The organism is Natrinema hispanicum (assembly GCF_004217335.1).
Classification (GTDB): Archaea; Halobacteriota; Halobacteria; order Halobacteriales; family Natrialbaceae; genus Natrinema; species Natrinema hispanicum.
The window spans coordinates 24,304-49,157 of record NZ_SHMP01000006.1 but is presented as its reverse complement, the minus strand read 5'-3'; the positions used below and the strand labels follow the sequence as shown (position 1 = coordinate 49,157).

Annotated in this window: 19 protein-coding genes, 1 tRNA gene and 2 rRNA genes; 11 read left to right on the top strand and 11 right to left on the bottom strand. The window is 62.5% G+C overall.

What is annotated here, in order from left to right; all coding sequences use genetic code 11:
- Positions 1–82: 82 nt before the first annotated feature.
- The 4 genes from BDK88_RS14685 to BDK88_RS14670 form a co-directional block, all read right to left on the bottom strand.
- Positions 83–853, bottom strand: coding sequence for a DUF5803 family protein (locus BDK88_RS14685; protein ID WP_130501092.1), 771 nt, complete (start codon positions 851–853; stop codon positions 83–85).
- Between the two features lies 1 nt (position 854).
- A complete protein-coding gene (locus tag BDK88_RS14680; RefSeq protein ID WP_130501091.1) occupies positions 855–1,535 on the bottom strand; it encodes a DUF2110 family protein in 681 nt (226 codons plus the stop codon).
- On the bottom strand, positions 1,535–2,059 hold the full coding sequence (locus tag BDK88_RS14675; RefSeq protein WP_008010224.1) for a transcription factor TFIIE subunit alpha: 525 nt from the start codon (positions 2,057–2,059) through the stop codon (positions 1,535–1,537). Before BDK88_RS14675 ends, BDK88_RS14680 begins: the two co-directional genes overlap by 1 nt.
- 93 nt (positions 2,060–2,152) lie before the next feature.
- Positions 2,153–2,716, bottom strand: a complete 564-nt coding sequence (locus BDK88_RS14670; RefSeq protein ID WP_130501090.1) for a tRNA (cytidine(56)-2'-O)-methyltransferase — start codon at positions 2,714–2,716, stop codon at positions 2,153–2,155.
- A gap of 110 nt (positions 2,717–2,826) precedes the next feature.
- On the opposite strand from BDK88_RS14670, the gene aroA reads away from it, so the two are divergent.
- A complete protein-coding gene (gene aroA / locus BDK88_RS14665; protein ID WP_130501089.1) occupies positions 2,827–4,125 on the top strand; it encodes a 3-phosphoshikimate 1-carboxyvinyltransferase in 1,299 nt (432 codons plus the stop codon).
- 45 nt (positions 4,126–4,170) lie between these two features.
- On the opposite strand, the gene BDK88_RS14660 is transcribed toward aroA, so the two are convergent.
- Positions 4,171–7,542, bottom strand: a complete 3,372-nt coding sequence (locus BDK88_RS14660; RefSeq protein WP_130501088.1) for a PAS domain S-box protein — start codon at positions 7,540–7,542, stop codon at positions 4,171–4,173.
- Between the two features lie 224 nt (positions 7,543–7,766).
- On the opposite strand from BDK88_RS14660, the gene BDK88_RS14655 reads away from it, so the two are divergent.
- A complete protein-coding gene (locus BDK88_RS14655) occupies positions 7,767–8,072 on the top strand; it encodes a DUF7344 domain-containing protein (protein WP_242611678.1) in 306 nt (101 codons plus the stop codon).
- Between the two features lie 3 nt (positions 8,073–8,075).
- On the opposite strand, the gene BDK88_RS14650 is transcribed toward BDK88_RS14655, so the two are convergent.
- Together BDK88_RS14650 and BDK88_RS14645 are read right to left on the bottom strand one after the other, a co-directional pair.
- A complete protein-coding gene (locus tag BDK88_RS14650) occupies positions 8,076–8,807 on the bottom strand; it encodes a DICT sensory domain-containing protein (protein WP_130501086.1) in 732 nt (243 codons plus the stop codon).
- On the bottom strand, positions 8,804–9,175 hold the full coding sequence (locus BDK88_RS14645) for a DUF7344 domain-containing protein (RefSeq protein ID WP_130501085.1): 372 nt from the start codon (positions 9,173–9,175) through the stop codon (positions 8,804–8,806). Before BDK88_RS14645 ends, BDK88_RS14650 begins: the two co-directional genes overlap by 4 nt.
- A 184-nt stretch (positions 9,176–9,359) precedes the next feature.
- On the opposite strand from BDK88_RS14645, the gene aroC reads away from it, so the two are divergent.
- The 6 genes from aroC (at position 9,360) to BDK88_RS14615 (ending at position 15,312) form a co-directional block, all read left to right on the top strand.
- On the top strand, positions 9,360–10,511 hold the full coding sequence (gene aroC / locus BDK88_RS14640; RefSeq protein ID WP_130501084.1) for a chorismate synthase: 1,152 nt from the start codon (positions 9,360–9,362) through the stop codon (positions 10,509–10,511).
- A gap of 137 nt (positions 10,512–10,648) precedes the next feature.
- Positions 10,649–11,428 (top strand): PHP domain-containing protein, encoded by a 780-nt coding sequence (locus tag BDK88_RS14635; protein ID WP_130501083.1) that lies wholly within the window; start codon positions 10,649–10,651, stop codon positions 11,426–11,428.
- 234 nt (positions 11,429–11,662) lie between these two features.
- Complete coding sequence (locus tag BDK88_RS14630; RefSeq protein ID WP_130501082.1) at positions 11,663–12,709, top strand: thiamine pyrophosphate-dependent dehydrogenase E1 component subunit alpha; 1,047 nt, start codon at positions 11,663–11,665, stop codon at positions 12,707–12,709.
- The gene (locus BDK88_RS14625; protein WP_130501081.1) at positions 12,706–13,707 is read left to right on the top strand and encodes an alpha-ketoacid dehydrogenase subunit beta; all 1,002 of its coding nucleotides are present in this window, start codon (positions 12,706–12,708) and stop codon (positions 13,705–13,707) included. The genes BDK88_RS14630 and BDK88_RS14625 overlap by 4 nt, the downstream gene beginning before the upstream one ends.
- Positions 13,708–13,718: 11 nt before the next feature.
- Positions 13,719–14,741 (top strand): NAD(+)/NADH kinase, encoded by a 1,023-nt coding sequence (locus tag BDK88_RS14620; protein WP_130501080.1) that lies wholly within the window; start codon positions 13,719–13,721, stop codon positions 14,739–14,741.
- Between the two features lie 61 nt (positions 14,742–14,802).
- The gene (locus tag BDK88_RS14615; protein ID WP_130501079.1) at positions 14,803–15,312 is read left to right on the top strand and encodes a VOC family protein; all 510 of its coding nucleotides are present in this window, start codon (positions 14,803–14,805) and stop codon (positions 15,310–15,312) included.
- A 29-nt stretch (positions 15,313–15,341) separates the two neighbouring features.
- Here BDK88_RS14615 and BDK88_RS14610 read toward each other — a convergent pair whose 3' ends face one another.
- Entirely contained in the window at positions 15,342–17,162 is a 1,821-nt protein-coding gene (locus tag BDK88_RS14610; protein WP_130501078.1) for a 2-oxo acid dehydrogenase subunit E2, read from the bottom strand.
- Positions 17,163–17,402: 240 nt separating this feature from the next.
- Between BDK88_RS14610 and BDK88_RS14605 the strand changes: the two genes are divergently transcribed.
- The 3 genes from BDK88_RS14605 to BDK88_RS21815 all read left to right on the top strand — a co-directional run bounded on the left by BDK88_RS14605 (position 17,403) and on the right by BDK88_RS21815 (position 21,317).
- The gene (locus tag BDK88_RS14605) at positions 17,403–19,307 is read left to right on the top strand and encodes a 2-oxoacid:acceptor oxidoreductase subunit alpha (protein WP_130501077.1); all 1,905 of its coding nucleotides are present in this window, start codon (positions 17,403–17,405) and stop codon (positions 19,305–19,307) included.
- A gap of 3 nt (positions 19,308–19,310) precedes the next feature.
- Positions 19,311–20,246, top strand: a complete 936-nt coding sequence (locus BDK88_RS14600) for a thiamine pyrophosphate-dependent enzyme (RefSeq protein WP_130501076.1) — start codon at positions 19,311–19,313, stop codon at positions 20,244–20,246.
- Between the two features lie 717 nt (positions 20,247–20,963).
- Positions 20,964–21,317, top strand: a complete 354-nt coding sequence (locus BDK88_RS21815; protein ID WP_130501075.1) for a hypothetical protein — start codon at positions 20,964–20,966, stop codon at positions 21,315–21,317.
- A gap of 93 nt (positions 21,318–21,410) precedes the next feature.
- Here the strand turns inward: BDK88_RS21815 and BDK88_RS14590 are convergent.
- The 3 genes from BDK88_RS14590 to BDK88_RS14580 form a co-directional block, all read right to left on the bottom strand.
- Positions 21,411–21,485, bottom strand: a tRNA-Met gene (locus tag BDK88_RS14590).
- 179 nt (positions 21,486–21,664) lie between these two features.
- Positions 21,665–21,786: ribosomal RNA gene (gene rrf / locus BDK88_RS14585) — 5S ribosomal RNA — on the bottom strand.
- Positions 21,787–21,922: 136 nt separating this feature from the next.
- Positions 21,923–24,840, bottom strand: a 23S ribosomal RNA gene (locus BDK88_RS14580).
- Positions 24,841–24,854: the final 14 nt, after the last annotated feature.

The following is a 24,854-nucleotide window of genomic DNA, read 5'->3' as shown; positions in this document are numbered from 1 at the left end:
GAGCGCTCGCCTCGCGTTCGTGGCGACGGCTCAGATCGTTATCGAGACGCGGTCAGAAGGGGATGGCCGGTGTCGGCAGTGTCTACAGAAGTCCTGGAGGTCCATCGTCGGAATCGTCGTCGAGATCGAGACCGAACTCCTCGCGCTGTTCGCGGAGTCGCTTGACCTGCCGGTAGTAGTATCCGATGCCGATCCCACCGAAGAGGACGACGACACCGGTGAGGCCGAGGAACAACGGAATGTCACGCGCGAGGTAGTATCGAAGCGAGATCGCACGATCTGCCTCGATCTCGTCCCAGGAGAAGCGCACCTGCCCGTCAACGACTTCGCGTTCGTACCCGTTCGGTGAGATTTCGCCGAACAAGAAGTTCGACGCCCGGTGGTTCTCGGGCAGTCGCACCTCGTAGGAGCCCGTGACGTACGCCGGCTGGCGGAACGTCTTCCGGCCGGCATCGCCCGAGAACGCGAGCGTGCCGTTCTCGTCGGGGACGGAGATGGTCGTCGCCGACCCGCCCTGTTCGATCTCGAGGTCAGAGCCGTTGACCTCGGTCCCGTTGGGATACCAGTAGCGAACGCTGTAGATATCCAGCGGTTCCTGACTGTAGATCGTCGACTGAGACAGCGAGAGCTCCTCGGTTCCGTTTAAGTCGTAAACAGTTCGGTACTCGCCGCTGTTGAGGAGGTCGCCGTCATCGAGTGCGATCGTGACGTCGGCGTCGCTGTCGCGAACGTCGCTGTAATCTTGCTCGCGGTCGAGTTCCTCGTCGGAGATGCCGCCGGAAAACGCCGCACAGCCGGCTCCCAGCAACAGCAGGGCGACTGCGACCGTCGCGAACACGAGCCGGCGATTCATACTAGGGAACGACACAGCGCAGTTCGGCCGGGAGGTACTCGCCGACGCTTGCGAGCAGGCCCGGCGGGTCGGTGTCTTCGGTACAAACGACGCTTTGCTCGAGCAAGCCGAGTCGCTCGACGGTGACGTAGTCCTGTGCGTGGCCGGCACGATTGAGCGTGGCCCGCACTTCCGCGCGGGTGGCGCTGTTGACGTTGAGTCGGCCGTCGCCGCGAGTCCACTCGTAGAGACGGTCCTGTGTTGTGTCGGCGAGTCGGGATGGTTCGTTATCCCCGCCGTAGACGAACTGCAGCGGCATGTGTTGGACCAATCCGTACCGGTCTCGGATCTGGGTTGCCGATCCCGGGCCGAGTCCGAGTTCGTCGGTCGGAATCCGGACTCCGTCGCCCTGTCCTGCATCGAGGACGAAGCCGTCGTCGTCCCAGGACTCGAGCGTCCCGATGTAGGTCTCGCCAGTCTCGAGGTCGGGGACGATCTCGCCGAACTCCTCGCGGAGGACGTTGCGTGCGACGGTGGCGTCGTCACCCTCAATCGTCACTGATGGGAAATCGTCGTGGCGCACGCCGATATCGAATTCGACGTCGAGGTCGCCGACCTCGTTGTTGACGAGCGAGCGCAACGAATCCAGCGAACGCTCGCGGGCGTCACCTTCGACGTACAGTTTGGTTGCGAGTACGACCATTAGGCGTCCGCGTCGATGTTGAGTTCGTCCTCGAGCGCGTCGAGGCGGTCGTCCATCGCATTGACCAGGCGGTCGTTTTCCATCGATTCCAGCGGCGAGCCACATTCGGGACACTCGAAGCCGAAGTCCATCGCTTCGCCGAACTCGAAGCGAATCGAACAGATCTCACAGAGGTAGAACTCGTGGTTGCGCTCGTACTCCTGGCGCTCTTCTAAGGCCTCGTGGAGTCGGTACATCTCCTCTTCTAAGTTCTCCGGGATGTTGTCGTACTCGAAGGTCCAGAGGTAGGTCAGCCACCCCGAGTCCTCGTCGCGCAGCCGTCGATAGGTCGCGAGATCGTTCTCGTAGAGAATGAACAGCGCGCGCCGCACGTCGTTTAACTCGAGGTCGAGTTCCTCGGCGAGTTCCTCGTCGGTAACCTCGCCGTCCGGTGGTGCCGCTGCGACGGGCATCCCCGTGGGACCGACCAGCTCGTGCAAATATTTCTGAATTACTGGGTCCTCGAGCAGGTCCTCAAAAGCCATTGCCTACACGTAACGGCATGAAGCCATTAAGTCTTGTTAACTCCCGCGCATCATGTTGCGCCGCCTCGCGAGTGACCGACCGGTGCGGCCAGTTCACTCGTGGTGTTCGTCCGCGTCGTCGGCCGGCACGACTCGCTTGCCCGTCTCCATCGGGATTACCGTTCGATCGGCGTCGGCCCAGTCTTGCTCGAGTTCGCGGCCCTCAAATAGCCGGTCGAGGAAGACGGCGAGTCCCGCGACTTCGGAGTGGGGCTGATTGGTGACGCCGACGTTCCAGTCGGCTTCCTCGTAGACGTCGAAGGAGACCTTCTCGGAGCCGACCACGAGCAAGAGCGCCTCGCCCTCGCTGTCGTGGGCCGTCCGGATCTCGGCGTCGACGTCCTGGACGCGCTCGCCGTACATCGTGAGGTGGACGACCTGCCCCTCCCAGTTACGGATGACGGCATGGGGCGAGTCGGTCAGTTCGGCCTCGAAGGGGCCGCCAAATCGGTCGGTGATGTCCCTGACGGTCTCGAGCGACTGGCCGGCGTTGTCGGGAAAGAGGACGCGGTCGGCACCCAGTGCCCGCGCGGTCAGGCCGACGTGGGTCGTCATCCGCTCGTCCCGGCCGGGGCGGTGGCCGAGCCGAAGGACGGCGACCTCGCTGTCGTCGTGCATGCTCGCATCCACTCTCGGAGCGGGTTAGGGGGTTTCGCTTTCGATCCGCTCTCCCGTCTCGGACTCGCAGGATCGGTATCGGTAAGGTGGGGCCACACGACAGGGCGACCATGAACGTCACTATCACGCCCTCGCGCGTCGCTGGGACGGCGCGAGCACCGCCGTCGAAGAGCTACACGCACCGTGCGATCCTCGCGGCGGGCTACGCCGGCAAAGCGACCGTCCGCGACGCCCTCTGGAGTGCGGACACACAGGCGACCGCCCGCGCCGTCGAGTTGTTCGGCGGCGACGTCGACCGACACGACGACGGCACCCTCGAGATCGACGGCTTCGACGGCCGCCCCGACGTGCCGGCGGACGTCATCGACTGTGCGAACAGCGGGACGACGATGCGACTCGTCACCGCGGCGGCGGCGCTCGCTGACGGCACGTCGGTGCTGACTGGCGACGAATCGCTGCGCTCACGTCCACAGGGGCCGCTGCTCGAGGCACTTGCCGACCTCGGCGTGGAAGCGGACAGCACGCGCGGAAACGGGCAGGCTCCGCTGGTCATCACCGGCCCGCTCGCCGGCGGCGCGGTCTCGATTCCGGGTGACGTCTCCTCGCAGTATATTACCGCTCTGCTGATGGCCGGTGCGGTCACCGACGAGGGAATCGAACTCGACCTCGAGACGGAACTCAAGTCCGCGCCCTATGTCGACATCACGCTCGAGGTGCTGGCTGATTTTGGCGTCGACGCCCACAAGACAGAGACCGGCTTCGCGGTCGACGGCGGGCAATCCTACGCGCCTGAAGGCGGCGAGTACGCGGTCCCCGGCGACTTCTCGTCGATCTCCTACCCGCTCGCGGCGGGTGCGATCGCCGCCGCCGAGGGCGAGACGGTTCGCATCGAAGGCGCACAGCCGAGCGCGCAAGGTGACAGTGCGATCGTCGAAATCGTCGAGCGGATGGGTGCCGACGTCGACTGGGACCGGGATGCAGGGACGATCGACGTTTCACGGGCCCCACTCACCGGTATCGAAGTCGACGTCGAGGACACACCGGACTTGCTCCCGACGATCGCGACGCTGGGGGCCGTCGCCGACGGCGACACACGGATTACGAACGCCGAGCACGTCCGCTACAAGGAGACCGACCGCGTGAGCGCGATGGCCGAGGAACTCGGAAAAATGGGCGTCGAGACCACCGAGGAACGGGACTCGCTGACGATCCACGGCGGCGCGTCGGCACTCGAGGGAGCGACCGTGTCGGGCCGCGACGACCACCGGATCATCATGGCGCTCGCACTCGCTGGATTGGCCGCCGACGGCGAAACCACTATCGAGGGAGCCGACCACGTTGACGTCTCGTTCCCCGGCTTCTTCGGCATGCTCGAGGAGTTGGGCGTCGCCCTCGAGCGACGGGCGTAACGGCTGTGTGGCGTCGGGCAGCCGACACACGGCGCAGTGACGCAGTCAGGGCGCTCTCGACCCTGAGAGTAACGATTCGAAGATCTTCTTCTGTGCGCGCCGGAGGTGCTGATGGAACGTCGCCGGTGCGATCTCGAGCGATTCGGAGACGTCCTCGCCGGAGGCGTCACGGGGCCACTCGAAAAAGCCCGCGTGGTAGGCGGCCTCGAGGGCCGCTCGCTGGCGATCGGTAAGCTCGTCCGTCAGCACGTGGCGGATGCGTTCGGCGGTAGTGTCAGGGCGCGCGATCTGGCGGTGTTTCAGCAGTTCCGCGGCTGGATAGGTCGTCTGCACGACATCGATCGCGCGCCGAACGTCGGCACCCGGTGCGAGGAGGACCGTCATCCGGTAGTCACCGTCTTCGATGACGACACGCTCGATGGCACCGCCAAGCGAGGCAATCGTCGACAGCACCGGCGGATCGGACAGCCGGAGTTCGAAACTCGTTGGCCCGTCTGCGGTCCGGTAGGTTATGTCCGCCCAGTGTGGGATCGTCTCGACGAGCGCGTCCATCCCTGCGATCGCATCCTCGGTGAGCGTCCCGTAGGCGAGATACTCGTCGTTCTCGATGGGGACGATGTGGTCGAGCGTGATCGTGCCGGCGGCCGTCGCGTCGGCTCCGACGGCGGCAAAGATGTCGCGAATACGAAACTGAAGTTCGACGACGTCATCGCTCATCAACGCCCGCTTGCGCTCGGTGGCGGCGATCGCGTGGCCCACTACCTCTCCAAGTTGACTGACAACCGCCCGTTCCTCACCCTCGAACGCGTTCGGTCGGTCAGCATAAACGTTCAACACTCCGTAGACGGTGTCCTCGTAGACGATCGGAATCGCTGCCGACGAGCGGAAGCCGTACTGTTCGATGTGGTCGCGCCACGGGTCGTGTCTGCTGTCGGCCTCGATATCCTGTGACGTCTGTGTTTCGCGCTCGAGAATCGCCCGGCCAGTCGGTCCCTGACTGCGCTCGTCGTCGGGATCAGTCGAGATCGTGATCTCGTCGAGATAGCCGTCGACGCCAGCCTCTGCTCGGAGGTTCACCGTCTGTGAGTCGACGTCGACGTCGCCGACCCAGGCGAACAGATACGACTCCGCCTCGGCGAGGCGCTCGCAGACGACGCGCTCGATCTCTTCGCGTGTCGACTGAGCGATCACCTCGTCGGTGATGCTGCGGACGACATCGTTGAGATTATTGAGTGCAGCGAGTTGCTCGCGCTGGCGCTCGAGGTCCTGTTCGTGCTCGATCCGCTCAGTGATATCCTGAAACGCGCCACGGAGGGCAACCACTTCGCCGTCGGTTTGCACGGGGTCACAGATCGACCGGACCCACCGCAGGTCCCCATCGTTCGGCACGATTCGGAGCGTGAGATCGTACGGGCTGCCGTCTTCGATCGCGCGGTCGATCGCCTCACGGAGCGGTGGCTGATCCTCGGGGTGGTAGAACGAGATCGATTCCTCGAGGTCGACCTCCTGCTCCGGCGAGAGCCCGTGAATCCGATAAACCTCGTCGGTCCACCGGAGGTCGGCGGGTGTCGTACTCACGTCGAGTTCCCAGGCCCCGACGCTGGCCAGTTGCTGTGATTGTTCGAGCAGTTCCGTCGTTCGCTCGAGGGTGGCCTCGTGTTCGCGGAGCTGGCGCTCTTTTCGTTTGCGCTCAGTGATGTCCTGATAAATTGCCATGCCGCTGAACACGATCCCATCGTCGTCGGTTACGGGAGAGACCTGTATCCACAGCTCGCGGCCGTTTCGCGTCACCTCGAACGTCGTCGTTTCGCCGTCGAGCGCGCGCTGATAGGCTGCTTCGACCTGGTCGCAGGTCGCTGGCTCGGTGAACAATGTGCCGGCTGGCGCGCCGACAAGTTGGTCTGGGTCAAGACGACACTGTTTGACGAGTTCGCCGCCGACGAGCGTGTACTCGAGGTCGTCGTCGAAGAGTGTGACCATGCCGTTCGGGAAGTTCTCGACGAGAGTGCGATAGCGACGTTCCGATTCTTCGAGGTCGCGTTCGCGCTCCTTTTGCTCGCTGATATCCGTAAAGTAAATCGAGAGCCCGGACTCCGAAGGGAACACCTTGACGATCTCCCAGATGTCGAGCGGCTCAGAGTAGCGTTCGAAACTCGTCGCGGTCTGGGTAGCCAGCGCCGTTTGGTATCGGTCACGGAGTGGATCATCGACGGGGACGGACAGCGCCTGCCAGATGTTTCTGCCCAGCAGTTCGGATTCGGAGTGGCCCAGCAACGTTTCGGCGCGGTCGTTGACGTAGGTAAATCGGAACTCGTCGTCGAGCGCGTAGAACGCGTCATCGATCCGCTCGAAGACCGCATCGAGTTCGGCCTCGAGGTCGTCGTGCTGGCGCTCGAGACGTTTCGCCTGCTCTTTCAGTTGCGTAATGTCGTCGACCGTAACGATGACACCGGCGTCATCGTCGAGTGGCTCAGCGTTTATCGAGAGCCACCGCGTCTGTCCGTCACGACCCTCGACCTGACCGTGCTGGTTGACGACTGACTCGCCGGTCGCGAGCGCCCGCGCTGCCGGCCGCTCCGCATATGGGATCACGTCCCCGTCCTCGTCGAGCAGGGGCAAGCCGCCAAGCACGTATGTTTCTGGGTCGGTCTCAGTCAACCCCAGACACTTCGAGAACTGTTGGTTTGCGCGCCGGATTTCGCCGTCGGTATCGAAGATTGCGATCCCCGTCGGACTGGCCTCGAGGACGCGCTCGAGGAGGGTTCGTTCCGTGTTACAGGCGTGTGCCGAGCGTTTCCGATCGGTCACGTCGTAGTAGAGTTCGATTCGACCGCCAGCATAATCGCCGGACTCGATCGGCTTGCTCCGGTATTCGAGCCAGCGTTCCTCGCGGTCTTCGCCCGCTGTGACGTGACACTCGAACCGTTCGGTGTCCGTATTGGCTTCGTCGGCCGCCAGCACGGTCTCGGCGAACGACGCACCGTCGTCGATGACATCCGAGAGGTGCTCGGTTACGAGCGCTCGGTTGTCACGACCGAGGGCGCGGTTGCGGTCAAGATCGAAGTACCGCTCGGCTGTCTCGTTGAGCCACACCACCTCGAGGTCCGCATCGAGGACGAAGAGGCCAACCTCGGCGTCATCGATTACGTCGATCAACGGTCCAGCAACGGCGGGACGCTCCTCGCCGGCGGTGGTCCGATCGGCCGCTGACGGTGGTCGCCACCAGACACGTGCACTCGCTCCGACTTTCTTGGTCTCGAGCCGGCCGCGCTCGACGAGCCGATCCAACCGGTCGTACGTGCTTCGTCTCCCGAGATCGAGCCTGTCAGCCACCTCGTTGGTCGTCCGCGGGACCCCAGCGTCATCGAAACATGCAAGCGTTTCCCGGAGGTTTTCGGTCAACGCGGAAGTCGTCATTGCGTTCTACAACGCGACTCGGTCCCTATAACCCCTCCGCCGACGGAACTTATTCCGAACGGGAACACGAGATGCCCGCAGGCAGCCCATCGTGTGGATTCGGGACTGTAGCGGGGGCGACATATGGCGGGCACCCAGCAGAGAATTACCTAATCACATCTAGCGCACGCTTACGGAAAGCCCGGAACGAGTGAAAACCTATGACCCAATCGCTACGCGATCGTATGGCGGAGCCTCCCAACATGGACGAGCGCTACCGATTGCTCGCGTCCCAACGGCGTCGGCTCGTCCTCGAGCACCTTGCAGGACGGGCCGACCCCATCGACCTCACCGCGCTGGCGTCGGCAATCGCCACGCGAGAACAGAACCACGACACGGGCCACGAGTGCGTCGAGCACGTCGCGATAACGCTCCACCACGTTCACCTCCCCATGCTGTCTCAGTTCGGTCTCCTCGAGTACGACGCCGGCAACGAACGGGTCGAATCGTGTCCGAGCCGTGCTGACATTCGCGCACTCACGACCATGTGACTTCTATAGCACGTCGTACGTCGTCTCGAGATACGTGACCAGCTCCCCGACCAGCTCCGAATCGTACGTCCAGAACCCGTAGAATTCCCCCGGACGGCGCTCTTTTGCGAGCAACGCACAGGCTTCCAGTTCGTTGTCGCCACCATCGAAGACCACGAACCAGTAGTTGCCGAGTTCGCTGCCGGCCTGAGAGACGACAGTCACACCCTCGGGGACCGGCTCGGTCCAGTCGTCGCCGAGAAACACCGCGACCGTCAGCGAGCCGTGGCTCCCGAACCGATCGTAGACGTCACGCTGGGCCGCAAGCGCCGTTGCACGTTCGAAGCCCGTGTACAGCCGACCAGTGCCGACGCGCCACGCCCGGTCTTCGATTTCGCGGGACGTTGCCAACATCTGCCGCGGGCGATACGATGTAAACAGCGTCTTCTCGAGGAAGCCAAACAGGTCCGTTCGATCGTCGTCCGTCTCCGCAAGCTCCCACGGCGGATGAATCCGCGGCGAGAGCATCGCCTGAAAGCCGTCGATCCCCAGCGCGCCCCGAAACTTGCCGTTGACATCCCGTATGATCACGAACCCCGGCTCGTCGAGTGACCCAAGCGATCGGTGGCGGACATCGACGTTTCGCGTTTCGAACTGCCGGCGCAGCGTCTCGAGGATCACGTCGTCGTCGGTGTAGACCTCGAGCGTTTTTCGCTCGCGTTCGACCGTTTCGATGAGTTCGCCAAGCGAGTTCATGGTTCCGTGTCGGTCACGCCCAACGCGTCGCTGACGGCGTCCGGAATGTCGGTCTCAGTGACGGCCTTCGTCTCAGTATCGAACGCGATGAACCCCAGTTCAGCGAGTCGAGGCAGGATCGAATGATACAGCCGCAGTTGAATCCGGTCGCGATCGGATGGCGCAGCGATCGCTCCGGTCTCGCTTGCGGCGTTGGCGGTGACCACATCGGCCAGTTCCTCGAGCGTCGGCGCGGGGTTGTCGTGAAGGGACACAAGCACAGTACGAGTGTGGCGGTCTCCGAGCAAGCGGACGACATCGTCAAATGGGACCTCGTCGGCCGCTGCGCGGAGTGCACGCAGATCGGGTTCGAACGATTCGTCGCCCATAGCTAATGTGTGTGTCTGAGTCACAAATAGATATGCACGGCACCTGTCGCGGCATGCAGGTCGGCGAACCCATCCTTGTCCGTCGACGCGTCGGGAGTGACGGACTCCGATCGGGCACACAGCAGTCTCCCCCGCTTGCGAGAATCCTGCAGGGCTAAGTGTCCCCGTCTCTGAGGACGTGATAATGAACGGCAACCGCTTCGGTCGCCTCTTTCAGGTGACCACGTTCGGCGAGAGCCACGGGGAGGCGATGGGCTGTACCATCTCGGGCTGTCCCGCCGGCCTCGAGCTCTCTGCAGAGGACATTCAGGAAGACCTCGATCGGCGCAAGCCGGGCCAGTCGATGATCACGACCAGCCGCGGCGAACCCGACGCCGTCTCGATCAAATCCGGGATTCAGGACGGCTACACGACGGGCACGCCGATCGGGCTCGTCATCCAGAACAAAGACGCCCGCTCGGGCAAGTACGAACCGTTCATCACCGCGCCGCGACCGAGCCACGGTGATTTCACGTATTCGGCCAAGTTCGGCACCCGCAACTGGGGCGGCGGCGGCCGTTCCTCCGCGCGTGAGACGGTCAACTGGGTCGCTGCGGGTGCAATCGCGAAGAAGCTCTTAGCGCGCGAGGGAATCGAACTAAAAGCCCACGTCAACCAGATCGGTGACGTTGAGGCCCCCGAGGTGAGCTTCGAGGAGCTGCTCGAGCACTCGGAAGAAAACGACGTTCGGTGTGCCCACCCCGAAACCGCCGAGGAGATGCAGGACCTGATCGCGGAGTATCAGGAGGAAGGCGACTCCATCGGCGGCAGCATCTACTTCGAGGCCCAGGGCGTCCCCGTCGGCCTCGGCGCGCCGCGCTTTGACTCCCTCTCCGCGCGACTCGGCCAGGCTATGATGGCCGTCCCAGCGGCGACGGCCTTCGAGTTCGGCCTCGGCACCGAGGCCGCCGAGTGGACCGGCAAGGAACGAAACGACGACTGGGAGTTCGACGACGAGGGTAACCCGACGCCGATCGAGAACGACCACGGCGGCATTCAGGGCGGCATCTCTTCGGGTGAGCCGATCTACGGCGAGGTCACGCTGCACGCGCCGACGTCGATTCCCAAGTCCCAGCAGACTGCCGACTGGGAGACCGGCGAACTCAAAGAAGAGAAGGTCATTGGCCGTCACGACCCCGTGCTCCCGCCGCGTGGGGTCCCCGTCGTCGAGGCGATGCTCGCGCTGACGCTCGTCGACTTCATGCTCCTGTCGGGCCGACTCAACCCCGACCGCATCGACGCCCAGCCCGGCGAGTACGACACGGACTACCACCCGAGCAACCCGCGTAACGAATAACGCTCCGTCACCGACGCTCTGCCGGCACGCGGCGCGCTGTATCCGCGCAAGCCAACCGATCGCAGTCGAACAACATGTCGGCTCGAGTGTCATTTCTCGAGCGTAACACCTAACCCGCCCTCCATGGTCGACGACGTATGCGGGATTTTCACGTCCACTCGAACTACTCGGACGGCAAGTTCCTCCGGTCGATGGCCCAAGCCGCCGCGTCGGCTGGCCTCGAGGGCGTCGGCTTCGCCGACCACTGTAACGTGGCCACGCGTGACCACCACGCGTCGATGCGCAGCGTCTACGGGTTCAACCTCGATCTCACTTACGAGCGTCGCCGGCGGGGGATCGAGCGCTTGCGCGAGGAGTTCAGCCTCGAGATCTACGACGCCGTCGAGATGGACTACGATCCGCGCGACGAGGCCGCCATCGACGCCTTCCTCTCGGAGGCGGGCTTCGACTATGCGATCGGCAGTGTCCACGACGTCGACGGCAAAAACGTCCAAGTATCGTCCCACTTCGACGCAATGAGCGAGGCTGAACGCGACGCAGTCGTCGACGCGTATTTCGAGCAACTCGTTGCACTCGTCGAATCGGAACTGTTCGAGATCGCGGCCCACGTCGATTTGCTCGAGCGGACGCCGCCGCTGCGAGGCCGAGCGACTGACGACCACTATCGGCGCGTGGCACGGGCGTTCGCCGAGTCGCGGACGATTCCGGAGCTCAACGCCGGACGGGCGCTGTCCGACGTCGAGGTCGTCCATCCGTCCGATCGGTTCCTATCTATCTTGCGTGAGTACGACGTTGCCGTGACCGTCGGCACCGACTCACATCGACCGAGCGAACTCCCGGATCGAGCCGCCTTCCTCGCTGATTTCGTCGACGAAACGGGGCTCGAACCGGTCGATCCCGACGGACTCGCGGCGTAGTCGAGCCGGTCAGTGCGGCCCACAGTGTGACGACGGACTCGAGTTGCAGCAGCCAGTAGCCGAGACGAAACAGCAATCGACGGTCGGTGGACTGTCTCCACTAATTGCAATTACCAACACAAATTCAGCTATCATCGGCGACATTCATGCGTCTCGATCAGATCTCTGGGTGGTACCAGATGAAGATAGCTGCTAGATATATGTGTGATGGTACCGTATCACAGTAGTGGCACAATGGCAGAGTTAGACCTTGACAGTACGGACGGCAGGCGAGAGGCGTTACGCCGGATGGTAACGATCCGGGCGTTCGACCAGGAAGCGGGGAATCGGTTCGCAGACGGGGAGATACCGGGGTTCGTTCACCTCTATATCGGCGAGGAGGCGGTCGGTGTCGGCACCTGTGCAGCGCTCGAGTCCGACGACTATATTGCGAGTACACATCGTGGGCACGGCCACTGTATCGCGAAGGGGCTCGATCCGAAGTATATGATGGCCGAACTCTACGGAAAGGCCGAGGGCTACTGTAACGGCAAGGGTGGCTCGATGCACATCGCGGACGTCGACGCAGGAATGCTCGGCGCGAACGGTATCGTCGGCGCGGGGCCGCCGATGGCGACCGGCGCGGCCCTCTCGATCGACTATCAGGACCGCGACCAGGTTGCGGTCGGTTTCCTCGGCGACGGCGCGGTCGCCCAGGGACAGGTCCACGAGGCGATCAACCTCGCCTCGACCTGGGACTTGCCGGCGATCTTCGTCGTCGAGAACAACCACTACGGGGAGGGGACGCCGGTCGAGAAACAGCACAACCTCGACAACCTGAGCGATACGGCTCAGGCCTACGACATCCCCGGGGTGACGGTCGACGGAATGGACATCACCGCTGTCGCGGAAGCGATCGCCGAAGCCCGGGACCGAGCCCGCGCCGGCGACGGGCCAACGATGGTCGAGGCCCAGACGTACCGCTACCGCGGCCACTACGAGGGCGACGAGGAGCCCTACCGCGACGACGACGAGATCGAACGCTGGAAAGAGCAAGATCCGATCGAATCGTTCAAAGACCGACTGATCGAACGCGGCGAACTGACCCAAGAGGAGTTCGACGACCTCGAGTCCGAAATCGAGTCGATGATCGAAGACGCCGTCGAGTACGCGCAGGCGGCAGACTTGCCGGAGCCGAGCGCGGCCTACGAGGACATGTTCGTCGAGCAGCCACCAGAACTCCAGCACTTTGCGAACGTCGCACGGACCGACGGCGGCGCAAACGGAGGTGACCACCGATGACTGCACAGGCAGAACTCGAACAGGAGACCGAGACCATGACCGTACGGGAGGCGATCCGACAGGGCCTCCGCGAAGAACTCGAGCGTGACGAGGACGTCTACCTGATGGGCGAAGACGTCGGGCTCTTCGGCGGTGTCCTCGAGGTAACGGGCGGCCTCTACGAGGAGTTCGGCGGCGAGCGGGTCCGGGATACGCCGATCAGTGAGGCCGGCTTTATGGGTGCGGCGACCGGTGCGGCGGCGACCGGCACACGGCCGGTCGTCGAGCTCATGTTCTCGGATTTCATGGGCGTCTCGATGGAACAGATCATGAACCAGATGGCGAAGATGCACTACATGTTCGGCGGGAAAGCCGAACTGCCGGTGACCGTCCGAACGACAGAGGGCGGTGGGATGGGTGCTGCCAGCCAGCACTCGGGGACGGTCCACACCTGGATCGCACACTTCCCGGGACTGAAGGCGGTCGCGCCGGGAACCGCCGCGAGTGCGAAGGGGCTGACGAAGGCCGCCATCCGGTCGAACGATCCGGTCTTCGTCTTCGAGAACAAGATGATCTACGAGCAGTCGGGCGAGGTGCCGACCGACGAGGACTACACGGTCTCGATTGGGGAGGCGGCCGTCGAACGCGAGGGCGAGGACGTCACCGTCGTCGCCACCCAGCGACTCGTCGGCGAGTCACTCGGCGTCGCCGACTCCCTCGAGGGCGACGTGAGCGTCGAGGTCATCGACCCGCGCTCGCTGTACCCGCTCGATACCGACACGATCGTCGAGAGCGTCGAGAAGACCGGCCGGCTGGTCGTCGCCGACGAGAGCCCGCTCTCGTATGGGACGCACGCAGAGATCATCGCCCGTGTCCAGGAAGAGGCGTTCTTCAGCCTCGATGCACCGATCATGCGGGTCGGGACGCCTGACACGCACATGCCGTTCAGCCCGCCGCTCGAGCAGGAGGTCCTGCCCGGCGACGACGACGTCAAAGCTGCAATCGAGCGGATCTCGTAGCGGGGCCCCACGTGGCGACTATCGGACTGATCGTCAACCCCGCTGCAGGGCGTGACATTCGCCGGCTCACCGGCGGCGCGAGCGTCGTCGACAACTACGCGAAGCGCCGGGTCGCCGAGTGCGTCTGTGACGGCCTGACTATCACGGGCGAGCCCCTCGAGGTGCTCGTCATGCCCGACCGGACGGGAATCGCCGACCACGCGGTTGCGGAGGCACCCGCGGAGATCGACGCGACGACGCTCGAGCTGCCGATCGAGGAGAGTCCAGCCGATACCCGACGAGCAGCGGCTCGCTTTCGCGAGGAAGCTGACGCTGCAGTCGTCCTCGGCGGCGACGGGACGACCCGCGACGCCGCGCTCGAACTCGGCGACGTGCCACTGATCGCAGTTTCGACGGGGACGAACAACGTCGTGCCGTCGGCTGTCGACGGCACCGTCGCGGGCGCGGCCGCAGCACTCGTCGCGACCGGTACGGTGTCGGTCGAGGCAGTGACGACGCGCCACGGAACGATCGAGGCACGGGCCGAGACGCCGACAGGCGAGCGACGGCTGACCGGCCTCGCGGCCGCCGAGGTCTCCTCGCAGTCGTTTATCGGGACCCGGGCCCTGCTCGATCCGTCCGATCTCCGCGGCGGGGTCGTGTCACAGGCCCACCCCGGAAATATCGGGCTCCCAGCCGTCGCAGGCAGCCTCGAGCCGCTGTCTCCCACTGATCCTGGCGGCGTCGCTGTCCGGCTTACCGATCCGGAGGACGCGCCCCGATGTGTCCGCGCGATCGTTGCGCCGGGCGTCACCGCGACGGTCGGCGTCGCATCGTACGACCGGCTCGAGCCGGACGAGTCCGTTTCGTTCGATGTGCCCGACGGCGTCGTCGGGGCTGACGGCGAGCGCGAACTCGAACTGACCGACGCGACGGTCGAACTGACGCCGGTTCCGGATGGGCCGCGACTCGTCGATATCGACGCGACGCTCGAGGCAGGCGCACGGGCCGGCGGCTTCGAGATCGACGCCGTCGACGAGCGGCAAATGGAGTAGCCCACGCTGAGCCGGCGGGCAAAGCATTACTTCGCCGGTCGTGGTAGCGATGGTCGCTACAATGACAACAGATAACATTCCTCATGTAGATGTTGAGATTCCGGAGCTGTCGCAGATTGCGTTCGTCGTCGAGGACATCGACGACGGGATGGACCGGTTCGGCTCGATCCTCGGGATCGGCCCATGGGACGTCTACCGGTTCGAGCCACCGACGCTCACCGATCGGACCTATCGTGGTGAGTCCCACGAGTATTCGATGGTGCTCGCGCTCACCCAACTCGGCGAGACGATGATCGAATTAATCGAACCGCTCGAGGGCGAGAGCATTTATACAGAACACCTCGACGAACACGGCGAAGGGCTCCATCACGTCGCCTGTTTCGCCTTCGATGACCCGCACGCGGTCGTCGAGGAATTCGAGGACGCCGACCTGCCGGTCATCCAGAGTGGCAACTACGGCGGCACCGAGTACTGGTACTTCGACACCGCCGACGAACTCAACGGCGCGATCTTCGAGACCGCGGCGAACGTCGACGCCATGCCGGAGCCGGACCGAACGTATCCCGAATAACGGACCGCCAAACGGCCGGCCAGCCGATTTTAGAGGCGCTCCCAGGAGAGATCCAGTTCCAGTTCTTCCCGAAGCATCTGTGAGACGTGACAGCCCCGCTCCCCGAGGTCGACGAGTCGGTCGACGGCCTCGTCGTCTTCGTCGGTTGCAAGGCGGATCGTCGCTGCGATGTCCTCGACTGGCCCCTCCGCTGGCGTCGCATCGACGTCGACCTGGATCTCCTCGACCGACATGTCGCGTTTGCTCGCCTGGAATCGGGTACTCAGCGAGAGACAGGAGGCGAGGCCACTGAGAGCGACGTCGACCGGGGTCGGGCCGGTCTCGGTGCCGCCGCTGGATTCGGGCTCGTCGTACGTCCACTCGAATGAGCCGGCCTCGATACGGCCTCGCATTCCATCGGGATTCGTGGCAGTAACCGATCGGCCGGGCATCTCCGTCTCTGCCCCGCCGACGGTCCCGCGGTCGGCCGCCTCGGCGACTTCGTCGGGCAGGAGCGGCCACGGCTCCTCGACGTAGTCGACGAGGGTCTCGAGGAAGCGAGCCGCGTCCGCGCCGTCGACGACCCGGTGGTCGAACGAGAGATCGAACGGAAGGTGGCGTCGCCATTCGATGCCGTCATCGTCGCCGCGGGTCGGCTGTTCGTCGATGGCGTCGACACCGAGGATGGCGACCTGCGGCGGGTTGATGATCGGATCGAACGCCTCGACACCGAGGACACCGAGATTGGTTACGGTGAACGTCCCGCCCTGGAGGTCGTCCATGGTGTAGTCGCCGCTGATCGCGCGGTCGACGAGGGCTCGCCGCTCGTCGGCGAGTTCGCCAAGTGACTTGCTTTCGACATCCGGGAGTACCGGCGCGATCAGTCCCTGTTCGATATCGACGGCGATGCCGACGTTGTGTTCCTCCCAGAGTTCGTGGACGTCGTCCTCGAACGTCGCATTGAACGCGGGATGGTCCGCAAGCGCCGCCGAGACGGCCCGAAGAAGGACGTCTTGGACCGAGATGTCGGTCTCGAGGGTCGCATCGGCGGCGTCGGCAGCCGAAAGCAGGGCTTCGGCGTCGGCCTCGCGGTGGACGGTCACGTGGACGGCCTCGCGATCGCTTTCGCTTAACCGTGAGGCGATCGTCTTGCGCATCCCGCCGAACGGTCGTTCCTCTGCGAGCGTTCGGCTCGTCCCGCCAGTCTCCGCCGCGGCCGCTTCGATGTCCTCTTCGGTGATCGCGCCCTGATAGCCGCTTCCGTCGACGGCCGCAAGGTCGACGCCCAGTTCGTCCGCGCGAGCACGCGCTCGCGGCGACGCGTTCAGCTCGCCGGCACCTTCATCCGCACCCTCGCTGGCCGCCCGTTCGACGTCTTCCTCTGTGATCGATCCCTGATAGCCGGTTCCCTCGACTGTCGTCAGCTCGACACCCAGTTCATCCGCCCGATCTCGAGCCCGGGGCGAGGCCGTGATCTCGTCAGCTGTCGTGCCGCCAGCGCTCGTGTCGGTCCCGCTTGCGGCCGGTTCAGCCGTTCCCTCGTCCGGTTCCGGCTCGGGTTCGCCCTCCTCGACCTCGACATCGGCTTCGAGATCGGCCGTCGCTTCGGCCTCGAGGTCGCTGATATCGGCCTCCGCCGGTGCAACGATCCCGATCGGAGTCCCCGGTGGGACCGTCTCGTCGACCTCGAGGTAGGTTCGTCGCAACACGCCGTCTTCGCGAGCCTCGATCTCCCCGATACTCTTTTCGGACTCCACTTCCGCGATCAGTTCTCCCTCGGAGACCGAGTCCCCCTCGTCGATCGCCCATTCGAGGAGCGTCCCGCGTTCCATCTCGAGCCCGAGCTTCGGCATCCGAACGATGTAACCCATGGGATAGGATAGCATGAATGGGATATAAAAGGTACCGCCGGTCGATCATCGGACAGTGATAGGTCACGCTGACGTAATAAGGGAGAACGCGCCGTCGGCTTATCGATAATGATCTTCCATGCCATATTATTCAATGGATGTTCATTCTTCACGAAAGATACTTGTCAATCCATAGCAAAGGCTTTAGGCACGGTAGTGCGAAAATCCGAGTACGGTTGGCCCATCGGCCACTGATCCACTATGAGTAGCGACGAACTTATCTGGCGAATCGCGGGCGGTTCCGGCGACGGGATCGACTCGACGAGCCAGAACTTCGCCAAGGCGCTGATGCGCTCGGGGCTCGACGTATTCACTCACCGGCACTATCCGTCGCGGATTCGCGGCGGCCACACGTACGTCGAGATTCGTGCCGCAGACCACGAGGTACAGTCACGTGGAGACGGCTACAATTTCCTGCTCGCACTGGGCGACTCCTTCGCCCGGAACCCGCAGGAAGACGCCTTCTACGGCAACGAAGAGATCAAGCCTCTCTCGGAGAACCTCGATGAACTCCGCGAGGGCGGGATCATCATCTACGACGAGGGGCTCATCAGCGAGGAAGACGTCGAGGCGCTCGATCTCGAGGCCCGTGCCGAAGAAAACGACTGGCACGTCTTCCCGATGGATCTTCGGGGACTCGCCCGCGAGCACGGCCGCGAGGTCATGCGTAACACCGCCGGCGTCGGCGCGACGGCCGCGCTGCTCGAGATGGATCTCGAACACATCGAGGACCTGATGTCCGACGCGATGGGCGGCGACGTGCTCGAGGCGAACCTCGAGATTCTTCACGAGGCATACGATACCGTTACCGAGGAATACGACTTCGAGCACGACCTGCGAGCCCCCGAAGGCTCGCACGAGACTGAGCAGGCGCTGCTGTCGGGCTCGAACGCGATCGCCTACGGCGCGATCGACGCCGGCTGTCGGTTCATCTCCGGCTACCCGATGACGCCGTGGACCGACGTGTTCACCATCCTCAGCCAGAACTTCCCCGACATGGGTGGCATCTCCGAACAGGTCGAAGACGAGATCGCTGCCGCGGCGCTGGCCGTCGGTGCGAGCCACGCCGGCGTCAAGGCGATGTCCGGCTCTTCGGGAGGTGGCTTCGCGCTTATGAGCGAACCGCTCGGTCTCGCCGAAATGACCGAGACGCCGGTGGTCCTCATCGAGGCCATGCGTGCCGGTCCCTCGACCGGGATGCCGACGAAACCCGAACAGTCCGACTTAGAGCACATCCTCTATACGAGTCAGGGCGACTCCCAGCGCGTCGTCTTCGCGCCCGGGACCATCGAGGAAGCCTACGAACAGACCCGGCTGGCATTCGAGATCGCCTGGGACTACCAGCTCCCGGCGATCATCATCTACGACCAGAAGCTCTCCGGTGAGAACACCAACGTCGACGTCGAGTTCTTCGACCGCGAACCCGCGCCGGATCTCGGATCGACGCTCACCGAGGAAGAACTCCGGGAAGCCGCCCACGACAACTCCGGGAAGTTCAAGCGCTTCAATTACGAGGACGCCGAGAACGGCGTCGCATCGCGCTCGATCCCCGGCCAGAAGGGCGGGCGCTTCCTTGCGACCGGCAACGAACACAGCCCCGTCGGCCACATCAGCGAAGACCCCGACAACCGCGTCGCCCAGATGGACCGCCGTCTCGAGAAACTCGAGTCGATCCGCGAAGACCTCGACAGCCGAGAGTCGTCGACCCAGACCTACTTCGGCGACGAAACTGCCGACCACGGAATCATTACGTGGGGCTCGAGTCAGGGTGCCGTCGAGGAGGCCGTCGAGCGGCTCAACGACGCCGGCCACTCGGTGAAAGGCATCAGCGTCTCCGACATGATGCCGTTCGCCGAGGCCGACGTGACCGAGTTCTTAGAGAGTGTCGACGAGGCGATGGTCGTCGAGATGAACGCCACCGCGCAGTTCCGTGGCCTGCTCCAGAAGGAACTGGGCCGGTTCGGCGAGAAGCTGACCAGCCTGCTGAAGTACAACGGCGAGCCGTTCGAGCCTGCCGAGATCGTCGAGGGCTACGAGGTCAACTTCGTCGAGGAAGAGCGCGAACCGACCGCACAGGTACGAATCGAACCAGCTGCAGGTGACTGACCAATGAGTGCATTCAACGCGATCGGAGAGGAACGGGAAATCGACCGGGACGAGTACACGCCCGGTGTCGAACCACAGCCAACCTGGTGTCCGGGCTGTGGCGACTTCGGCGTCCTGAAAGCGCTGAAACAGGCGCTGCCGGAGGCCGGCAAGACGCCCGAAGAAGTGCTGACCGTTACCGGAATCGGCTGTTCGGGCAAGCTCAACAGCTATCTCGACACCTACGGATTCCACACGATCCACGGCCGCTCGCTGCCCGTGGCTCGAGCCGCCAAACTCGCGAATCCCGAACTCGAGGTCATCGCCGCCGGCGGTGACGGCGACGGCTACGGGATCGGTGGCAACCACTTCATCCACTCGGCCCGCGAGAACCACGACATCACCTACATCGTCTTCAACAACGAGATCTTCGGCCTGACGAAAGGCCAGACCTCGCCGACGAGTCCGAAGGGCCACAAGTCCAAGACCCAGCCCTCGGGCAGCGCGAAGACGCCGATCCGGCCGCTGTCGATGTCGCTGAACGCCGGTGCAAGCTACGTCGCTCGCACTGCCGCCGTCAACCCCAACCAGGCCAAAGAGATCATCAAGGAGGCCATCGAACACGACGGCTTCGCCCACATCGACTTCCTGACCCAGTGTCCGACCTGGAACAAAGACGCCCGCCAGTACGTCCCCTACGTCGACGTCCAGGAGTCCGACGACTACGACTTCGACGTCACGGACCGGGCCGAAGCCGCCGAGATGATGCGCGAGACCGAGGACGTCTTAAACGAGGGAACCGTCCTCACCGGCCGTTACTACGTCGACGAGGACCGACCGTCCTACACCGAGGAGAAACGGGCCGTCGGCGAACTGCCTGACCAGCCGCTGGCCGAACGGTACTTCGACGACGACGCCGAGTGGGAGCGCAGCTACGACCTGCTCGAGCGACACACGTAATCCGACTGTCGACGCCGACCCAGAGCTGACGGTCGGCTACCGTCTCGAGCCCACCTGTCCTCATACGGTCCGCTGTCACTGGTTTTCGACACTGACTGACAGCAGACCGAGAGATCAATGGGATTCGACTGACCGACGAACAGCAGCAGGACGCACTGATCCTCGATCGCAACGTTGCGATCACCGCCGGGATCGGAAAGACGACGACGTTGGCTGAACGGTACTCGACGAGCTTGAAGACGGCCTCGTCCACACGACCTACGCGTTCTGTCCCTAGATACAGAGGACGAGATAGCACTCTCGCAGAGCCCGTCGTGCTCGAGAAGCAAATCGATGGCAAAATTGGTTGCAGCCGCTCCTCCTGAATGACGAGGGAACGATTGCATACGCATTCCACCAGATTTCAACAACGACCACTGAGGAATCTGCTTTCTATTATCGACCACAACTGCTGTATGCACTTGCGCCCTTCCGACACGATTCGTCCCGTCGTGTTCGCGCGACACTGCGATTCACCAACGGTAGTGTGACAGAACCGTTCGACTGGGAACCGCAGATCACACACCTCGAGCATGAACGCTGATCGCTGGTGAGAGAGATGAATAAGTGAGTAATAGCTCTGAAAGAGCCGAGTTATGAGTTCACACGTCGGAGTGACCTGAGTTCGAGAAAAGTGTTCTTCCCAAGCTATTATACAGTATTTCGAGTGTATCCGTTATGAGGTCAGGGCTGGACCCGACGGAGGTATACGACGGTTCGATTACTGTCCGACTTTTGGATGACCGAACTGGAACGGAGACAGTCGCCTGTTCCTCGTACGAAGAAGCGATTGAGGTAGTCAAAGAGAACCAACAGTCGGTCACAGTCGCAAAGATTTCAAATAGAAATACTGATGTCGTCTTCACGTCTCCAGACATGGATATTGATGACTGGGAAAGTATCTGGCATCGGGAGAAACTCCGTCAGTCTGCCAACGGCGACGAGTACGACTGTCCCTACGATAGCGTTTCGTGTTTTGCTGACGACTTGTGCGTCCAGTGTGAAATCGACAAAGTGCAAAGGCAGTCCTGACCGAATTCAGCTGTCTACTCGGTCGGGTATTATTTAGTTATGACCGTGGGACTTACCGACCAAGTCGTATAGAAGTTTCTCAAAGTCAAGAAATAGCGGGAAGTAGATTTGAACTACTGGTCTGCGGGTTATGAGCCCGCCGGAATCTCCTGGCTATCCCATCCCGCTATCTAGCCGTCTCTGCCGACCATCATTAAGGATTGCTATCTGGGTGCTGTCGCTGGCATATTCCAGTGCAGTTGTCGAATAGTCTGGCCGGATTCAGTCTCAACCTCATCTACTATCTGTGAAGTCCTGGGGAAATAGAGAACTACTAGTCGTAGTTACTCGTTGGATAGGAGTATGAGTGGAGGCGGCGAATCGACGTTCCCAGAGGGTCGCCCACTCCAGTACTTGCCGATACGCAGGCGAGCTTATCTTCCGTGTTCGGGATGGGTACGGGAGGCACCTCGCCGCTGTGGCCGCCGTAACGCCGACCGACGGACTCGAACCGTCGTCAAACCGTAATCGGTGGTGTGTCCAAGACCGTCATGTACGTGTAGTCCAGTTTGCGTCCGGACCCGTTCACCGCGTCACGGATCCAATGCGTTATAGTTGTAGTTATGAGTGTGTGGCTTGGCCGATTAGTGCTCGCGGACTCAACACCTCGTTGCCTTGGTGCGTACATCCCGAGTCTATCGATCTCGTCTTCTACGAGTGGCCTCAGTGGTATCTCTTTTCCAGGTGGGTTTCGAGCTTAGATGCGTTCAGCTCTTACCCCGTGGTGCGTGGCTGCCCAGCACGTGCCCTCTCGGACAGCTGGTACACCAGTGGCACCCATTCGTAGTTCCTCTCGTACTATACGAACGTTCCCGTCAGATACCGTAACACCCCCAATAGATAGCAGCCGACCTGTCTCACGACGGTCTAAACCCAGCTCACGACCTCCTTTAATAGGCGAACAACCTCACCCTTGCCCGCTTCTGCACGGGCAGGATGGAGGGAACCGACATCGAGGTAGCAAGCCACCCGGTCGATATGTGCTCTTGCGGGTGACGACTCTGTTATCCCTAAGGTAGCTTTTCTGTCAGCAATTGGCCGCATCAAGCAGCCTAATTGGTTCGCTAGACCACGCTTTCGCGTCAGCGTCCGTCGTTGTGCCGGACACTGTCAGACTTCCGTATGCTCTTGCGCTCTTTCCCGCGTCTCCGACGCGGGTGAGGAAATCTTGGGGCGCGCTCGATATCTTTTCAAGCGCGTACCGCCCCAGTCAAACTGCCCGGCTACCAGTGTCCTCCGCCAGGAGTGAGAGTCGCAGTCACCATCGGGTAGTATTTCAATGCTGCCTCGGTGGCCCGCTAGCGCGGGTACCTGTGTACCGGCTCCTACCTATGCTGCACAATGGCGACCACGTCTCAGTGACAGCCTGCAGTAAAGCTCTATAGGGTCTTCGCTTCCCCTTGGGGGTCTCCAGACTCCGCACTGGAACGTACAGTTCACCGGGCCCAACGTTGGGACAGTGGCGCTCTCGTTGATCCATTCATGCAAGCCGCTACTAAAGCGGCAAGGTACTACGCTACCTTAAGAGGGTCATAGTTACCCCCGCCGTTAACAGGTCCTTCGTCCCCTTGTACGGGGTGTTCAGATACCTGCACTGGGCAGGATTCAGTGACCGTACGAGTCCTTGCGGATTTGCGGTCACCTATGTTGTTACTAGACAGTCGGAGCGCCCGAGTCACTGCGACCTGCCCCTAACAGGGCAGGCATCCCTTATTGCGAACGTACGGGACTAACTTGCCGAATTCCCTAACGTCGGTTGCTCCCGACAGACCTTGGCTTTCGCCGCCACGAGTACCTGTGTCGGATCTCGGTACGGACAGTGTGCTCGCCTTTTCACGGGCTCTCGGTTGACCTGACTTGCGCTATCCAGCCATTCAATCGCTTCGTGCCATTACGGCTTCCACGATTTTCGACTGTTCGACCGGGCGAAGGCCCGGCTCAGGCGGCCCCAAAGCGTTGGCTTTGAATGCACACTGGCATAGGAATATTAACCTATTTCCCTGTTGTCAGCTTCGACTTACGGGCTGACTTAGGACCGGCTAACCCTCAGCTGATCAGCAGTGCTGAGGAACCCTTACTCGTTCGGCCGTCGGGGGTCTCACCCGACTCACGCTGCTACTATGACCAGGATTTTCGTTACTGAACGGTCCACACGAAATCTCTTCCGTGCTTCCACCCGAACAGAACGCCAACCTACGGGATCACCTTGTGACAGGTGCCGCTAGGTCTCGGTGGTGGATTTGAGCCCCGATCATTTTGGGCGCCTCAAACCTCGGCCGGTAAGCTGTTACGCTTTTCTTAGAGGGTAGCTGCTTCTAAGCTCACCTCCCGGCTGTCTAGGGCTTGAGACCACCTTCGATCGCACTTAATCCACACTTGGGGACCTTAACCCAGCTCTGGGTTGTCTCCCTCACGGTACACAGGCTTACCCCGTGCACCGGACTCCCTGCGTCAAACGACGTTCGTAGGTTCGGAGTTGGACAGGGGGGCGCACTCCTCTCGGAGTGCGGTCCCCCAATCCGTCGCTCTACCCCACGAACTATCTCGGCAGAGGTGATGCTTCGACATCTTTCGGTTGGAACCAGCTGTTTCCGGACTCGATGGGCCTTTCACCCCTAGACGTAGATCACGAGAGGGTATTGTAGGACACCAACTCTAACAGGCCTCCACGTGCCTTTCGGCACGCTTCACCTTGTCCACGCCTAGATCGTCCGGTTTCGGGTCGTGCCCGTTTGACTCCCCGCGCTTGAACACGGTGGTCCTGGTGCAAAGCACTGCGACCATATCGGTTTCCCTACGCCTTCCTCGATAATCGAGTTAGACTCGTCAAACAGGCACACTCCCTGGTTCGTTTTTCAAAACGTACGACAGAACACCGGCTTCCCAAACTTCCTACTAGCAGCTCGCGCTGCGGTCGTTTTGTCTGGGACCTTGTGTGCTCTGTCGCTCCATCGCCAACTGATTTCACGCCCTATTGCACCTCCCTTCTTGGGGTGCTTTTCAGCGTTCGCTCACGCTACTTGTTCGCTATCGGTCTTGAGGAGTGTTTAGTCTTCGCGGTCGATGCCCGCGATCTTCACGAGGGATATCCAACCCCCGATACTCTGGAGCTGACGCACAGCGTACTCGTCTTCGGTACGGGACTGTCACCCTGTTTCGTGCTCTGTTCCAAGAGACTTCGCGAAGAGTTTCGGTTGATGAGAGTCAGTCCGAACACCACATTGCCCGAAGGCTTCGGTTTGGACTGTGTCGCGTTCAGTCGCCCTTACTAACGACATCGCGTTTGCTTTCTTTTCCTGCCGGTACTGAGATGTTTCAATTCCCGGCGTTCCCCATTGCGCGAAGCAATTGCGGTGGGGATTCCCATTCGGAGATCCTGAGTTCTTTGCCTCCGTGCGGCTCCCTCAGGCTTATCGCAGCTTGGCACGTCCTTCTTCAGCTCTCAAGCCGAGCGATCCACCAGCTGGCACAGTAGCCACGTTCATCGGATCGGCGTTG

What these genes read in the sequence shown, in the direction of transcription:
- aroA (WP_130501089.1), top strand. Translation starts at nt 2,827, where the DNA reads ATGAACGTCACTATCACGCCCTCGCGCGTCGCTGGGACGGCGCGAGCA.
- aroC (WP_130501084.1), top strand. Translation starts at nt 9,360, where the DNA reads ATGAACGGCAACCGCTTCGGTCGCCTCTTTCAGGTGACCACGTTCGGC.
- BDK88_RS14675 (WP_008010224.1), bottom strand. Translation starts at nt 2,059, where the DNA reads ATGGCTTTTGAGGACCTGCTCGAGGACCCAGTAATTCAGAAATATTTG.
- BDK88_RS14630 (WP_130501082.1), top strand. Translation starts at nt 11,663, where the DNA reads ATGGCAGAGTTAGACCTTGACAGTACGGACGGCAGGCGAGAGGCGTTA.
- BDK88_RS14645 (WP_130501085.1), bottom strand. Translation starts at nt 9,175, where the DNA reads ATGGGCGACGAATCGTTCGAACCCGATCTGCGTGCACTCCGCGCAGCG.
- BDK88_RS14655 (WP_242611678.1), top strand. Translation starts at nt 7,767, where the DNA reads ATGGCGGAGCCTCCCAACATGGACGAGCGCTACCGATTGCTCGCGTCC.
- BDK88_RS14680 (WP_130501091.1), bottom strand. Translation starts at nt 1,535, where the DNA reads ATGGTCGTACTCGCAACCAAACTGTACGTCGAAGGTGACGCCCGCGAG.
- BDK88_RS14605 (WP_130501077.1), top strand. Translation starts at nt 17,403, where the DNA reads ATGAGTAGCGACGAACTTATCTGGCGAATCGCGGGCGGTTCCGGCGAC.
- BDK88_RS14650 (WP_130501086.1), bottom strand. Translation starts at nt 8,807, where the DNA reads ATGAACTCGCTTGGCGAACTCATCGAAACGGTCGAACGCGAGCGAAAA.
- BDK88_RS14685 (WP_130501092.1), bottom strand. Translation starts at nt 853, where the DNA reads ATGAATCGCCGGCTCGTGTTCGCGACGGTCGCAGTCGCCCTGCTGTTG.
- BDK88_RS14610 (WP_130501078.1), bottom strand. Translation starts at nt 17,162, where the DNA reads ATGGGTTACATCGTTCGGATGCCGAAGCTCGGGCTCGAGATGGAACGC.
- BDK88_RS14660 (WP_130501088.1), bottom strand. Translation starts at nt 7,542, where the DNA reads ATGACGACTTCCGCGTTGACCGAAAACCTCCGGGAAACGCTTGCATGT.
- BDK88_RS14670 (WP_130501090.1), bottom strand. Translation starts at nt 2,716, where the DNA reads ATGCACGACGACAGCGAGGTCGCCGTCCTTCGGCTCGGCCACCGCCCC.
- BDK88_RS14625 (WP_130501081.1), top strand. Translation starts at nt 12,706, where the DNA reads ATGACTGCACAGGCAGAACTCGAACAGGAGACCGAGACCATGACCGTA.
- BDK88_RS14600 (WP_130501076.1), top strand. Translation starts at nt 19,311, where the DNA reads ATGAGTGCATTCAACGCGATCGGAGAGGAACGGGAAATCGACCGGGAC.
- BDK88_RS21815 (WP_130501075.1), top strand. Translation starts at nt 20,964, where the DNA reads ATGAGGTCAGGGCTGGACCCGACGGAGGTATACGACGGTTCGATTACT.
- BDK88_RS14615 (WP_130501079.1), top strand. Translation starts at nt 14,803, where the DNA reads ATGACAACAGATAACATTCCTCATGTAGATGTTGAGATTCCGGAGCTG.
- BDK88_RS14635 (WP_130501083.1), top strand. Translation starts at nt 10,649, where the DNA reads ATGCGGGATTTTCACGTCCACTCGAACTACTCGGACGGCAAGTTCCTC.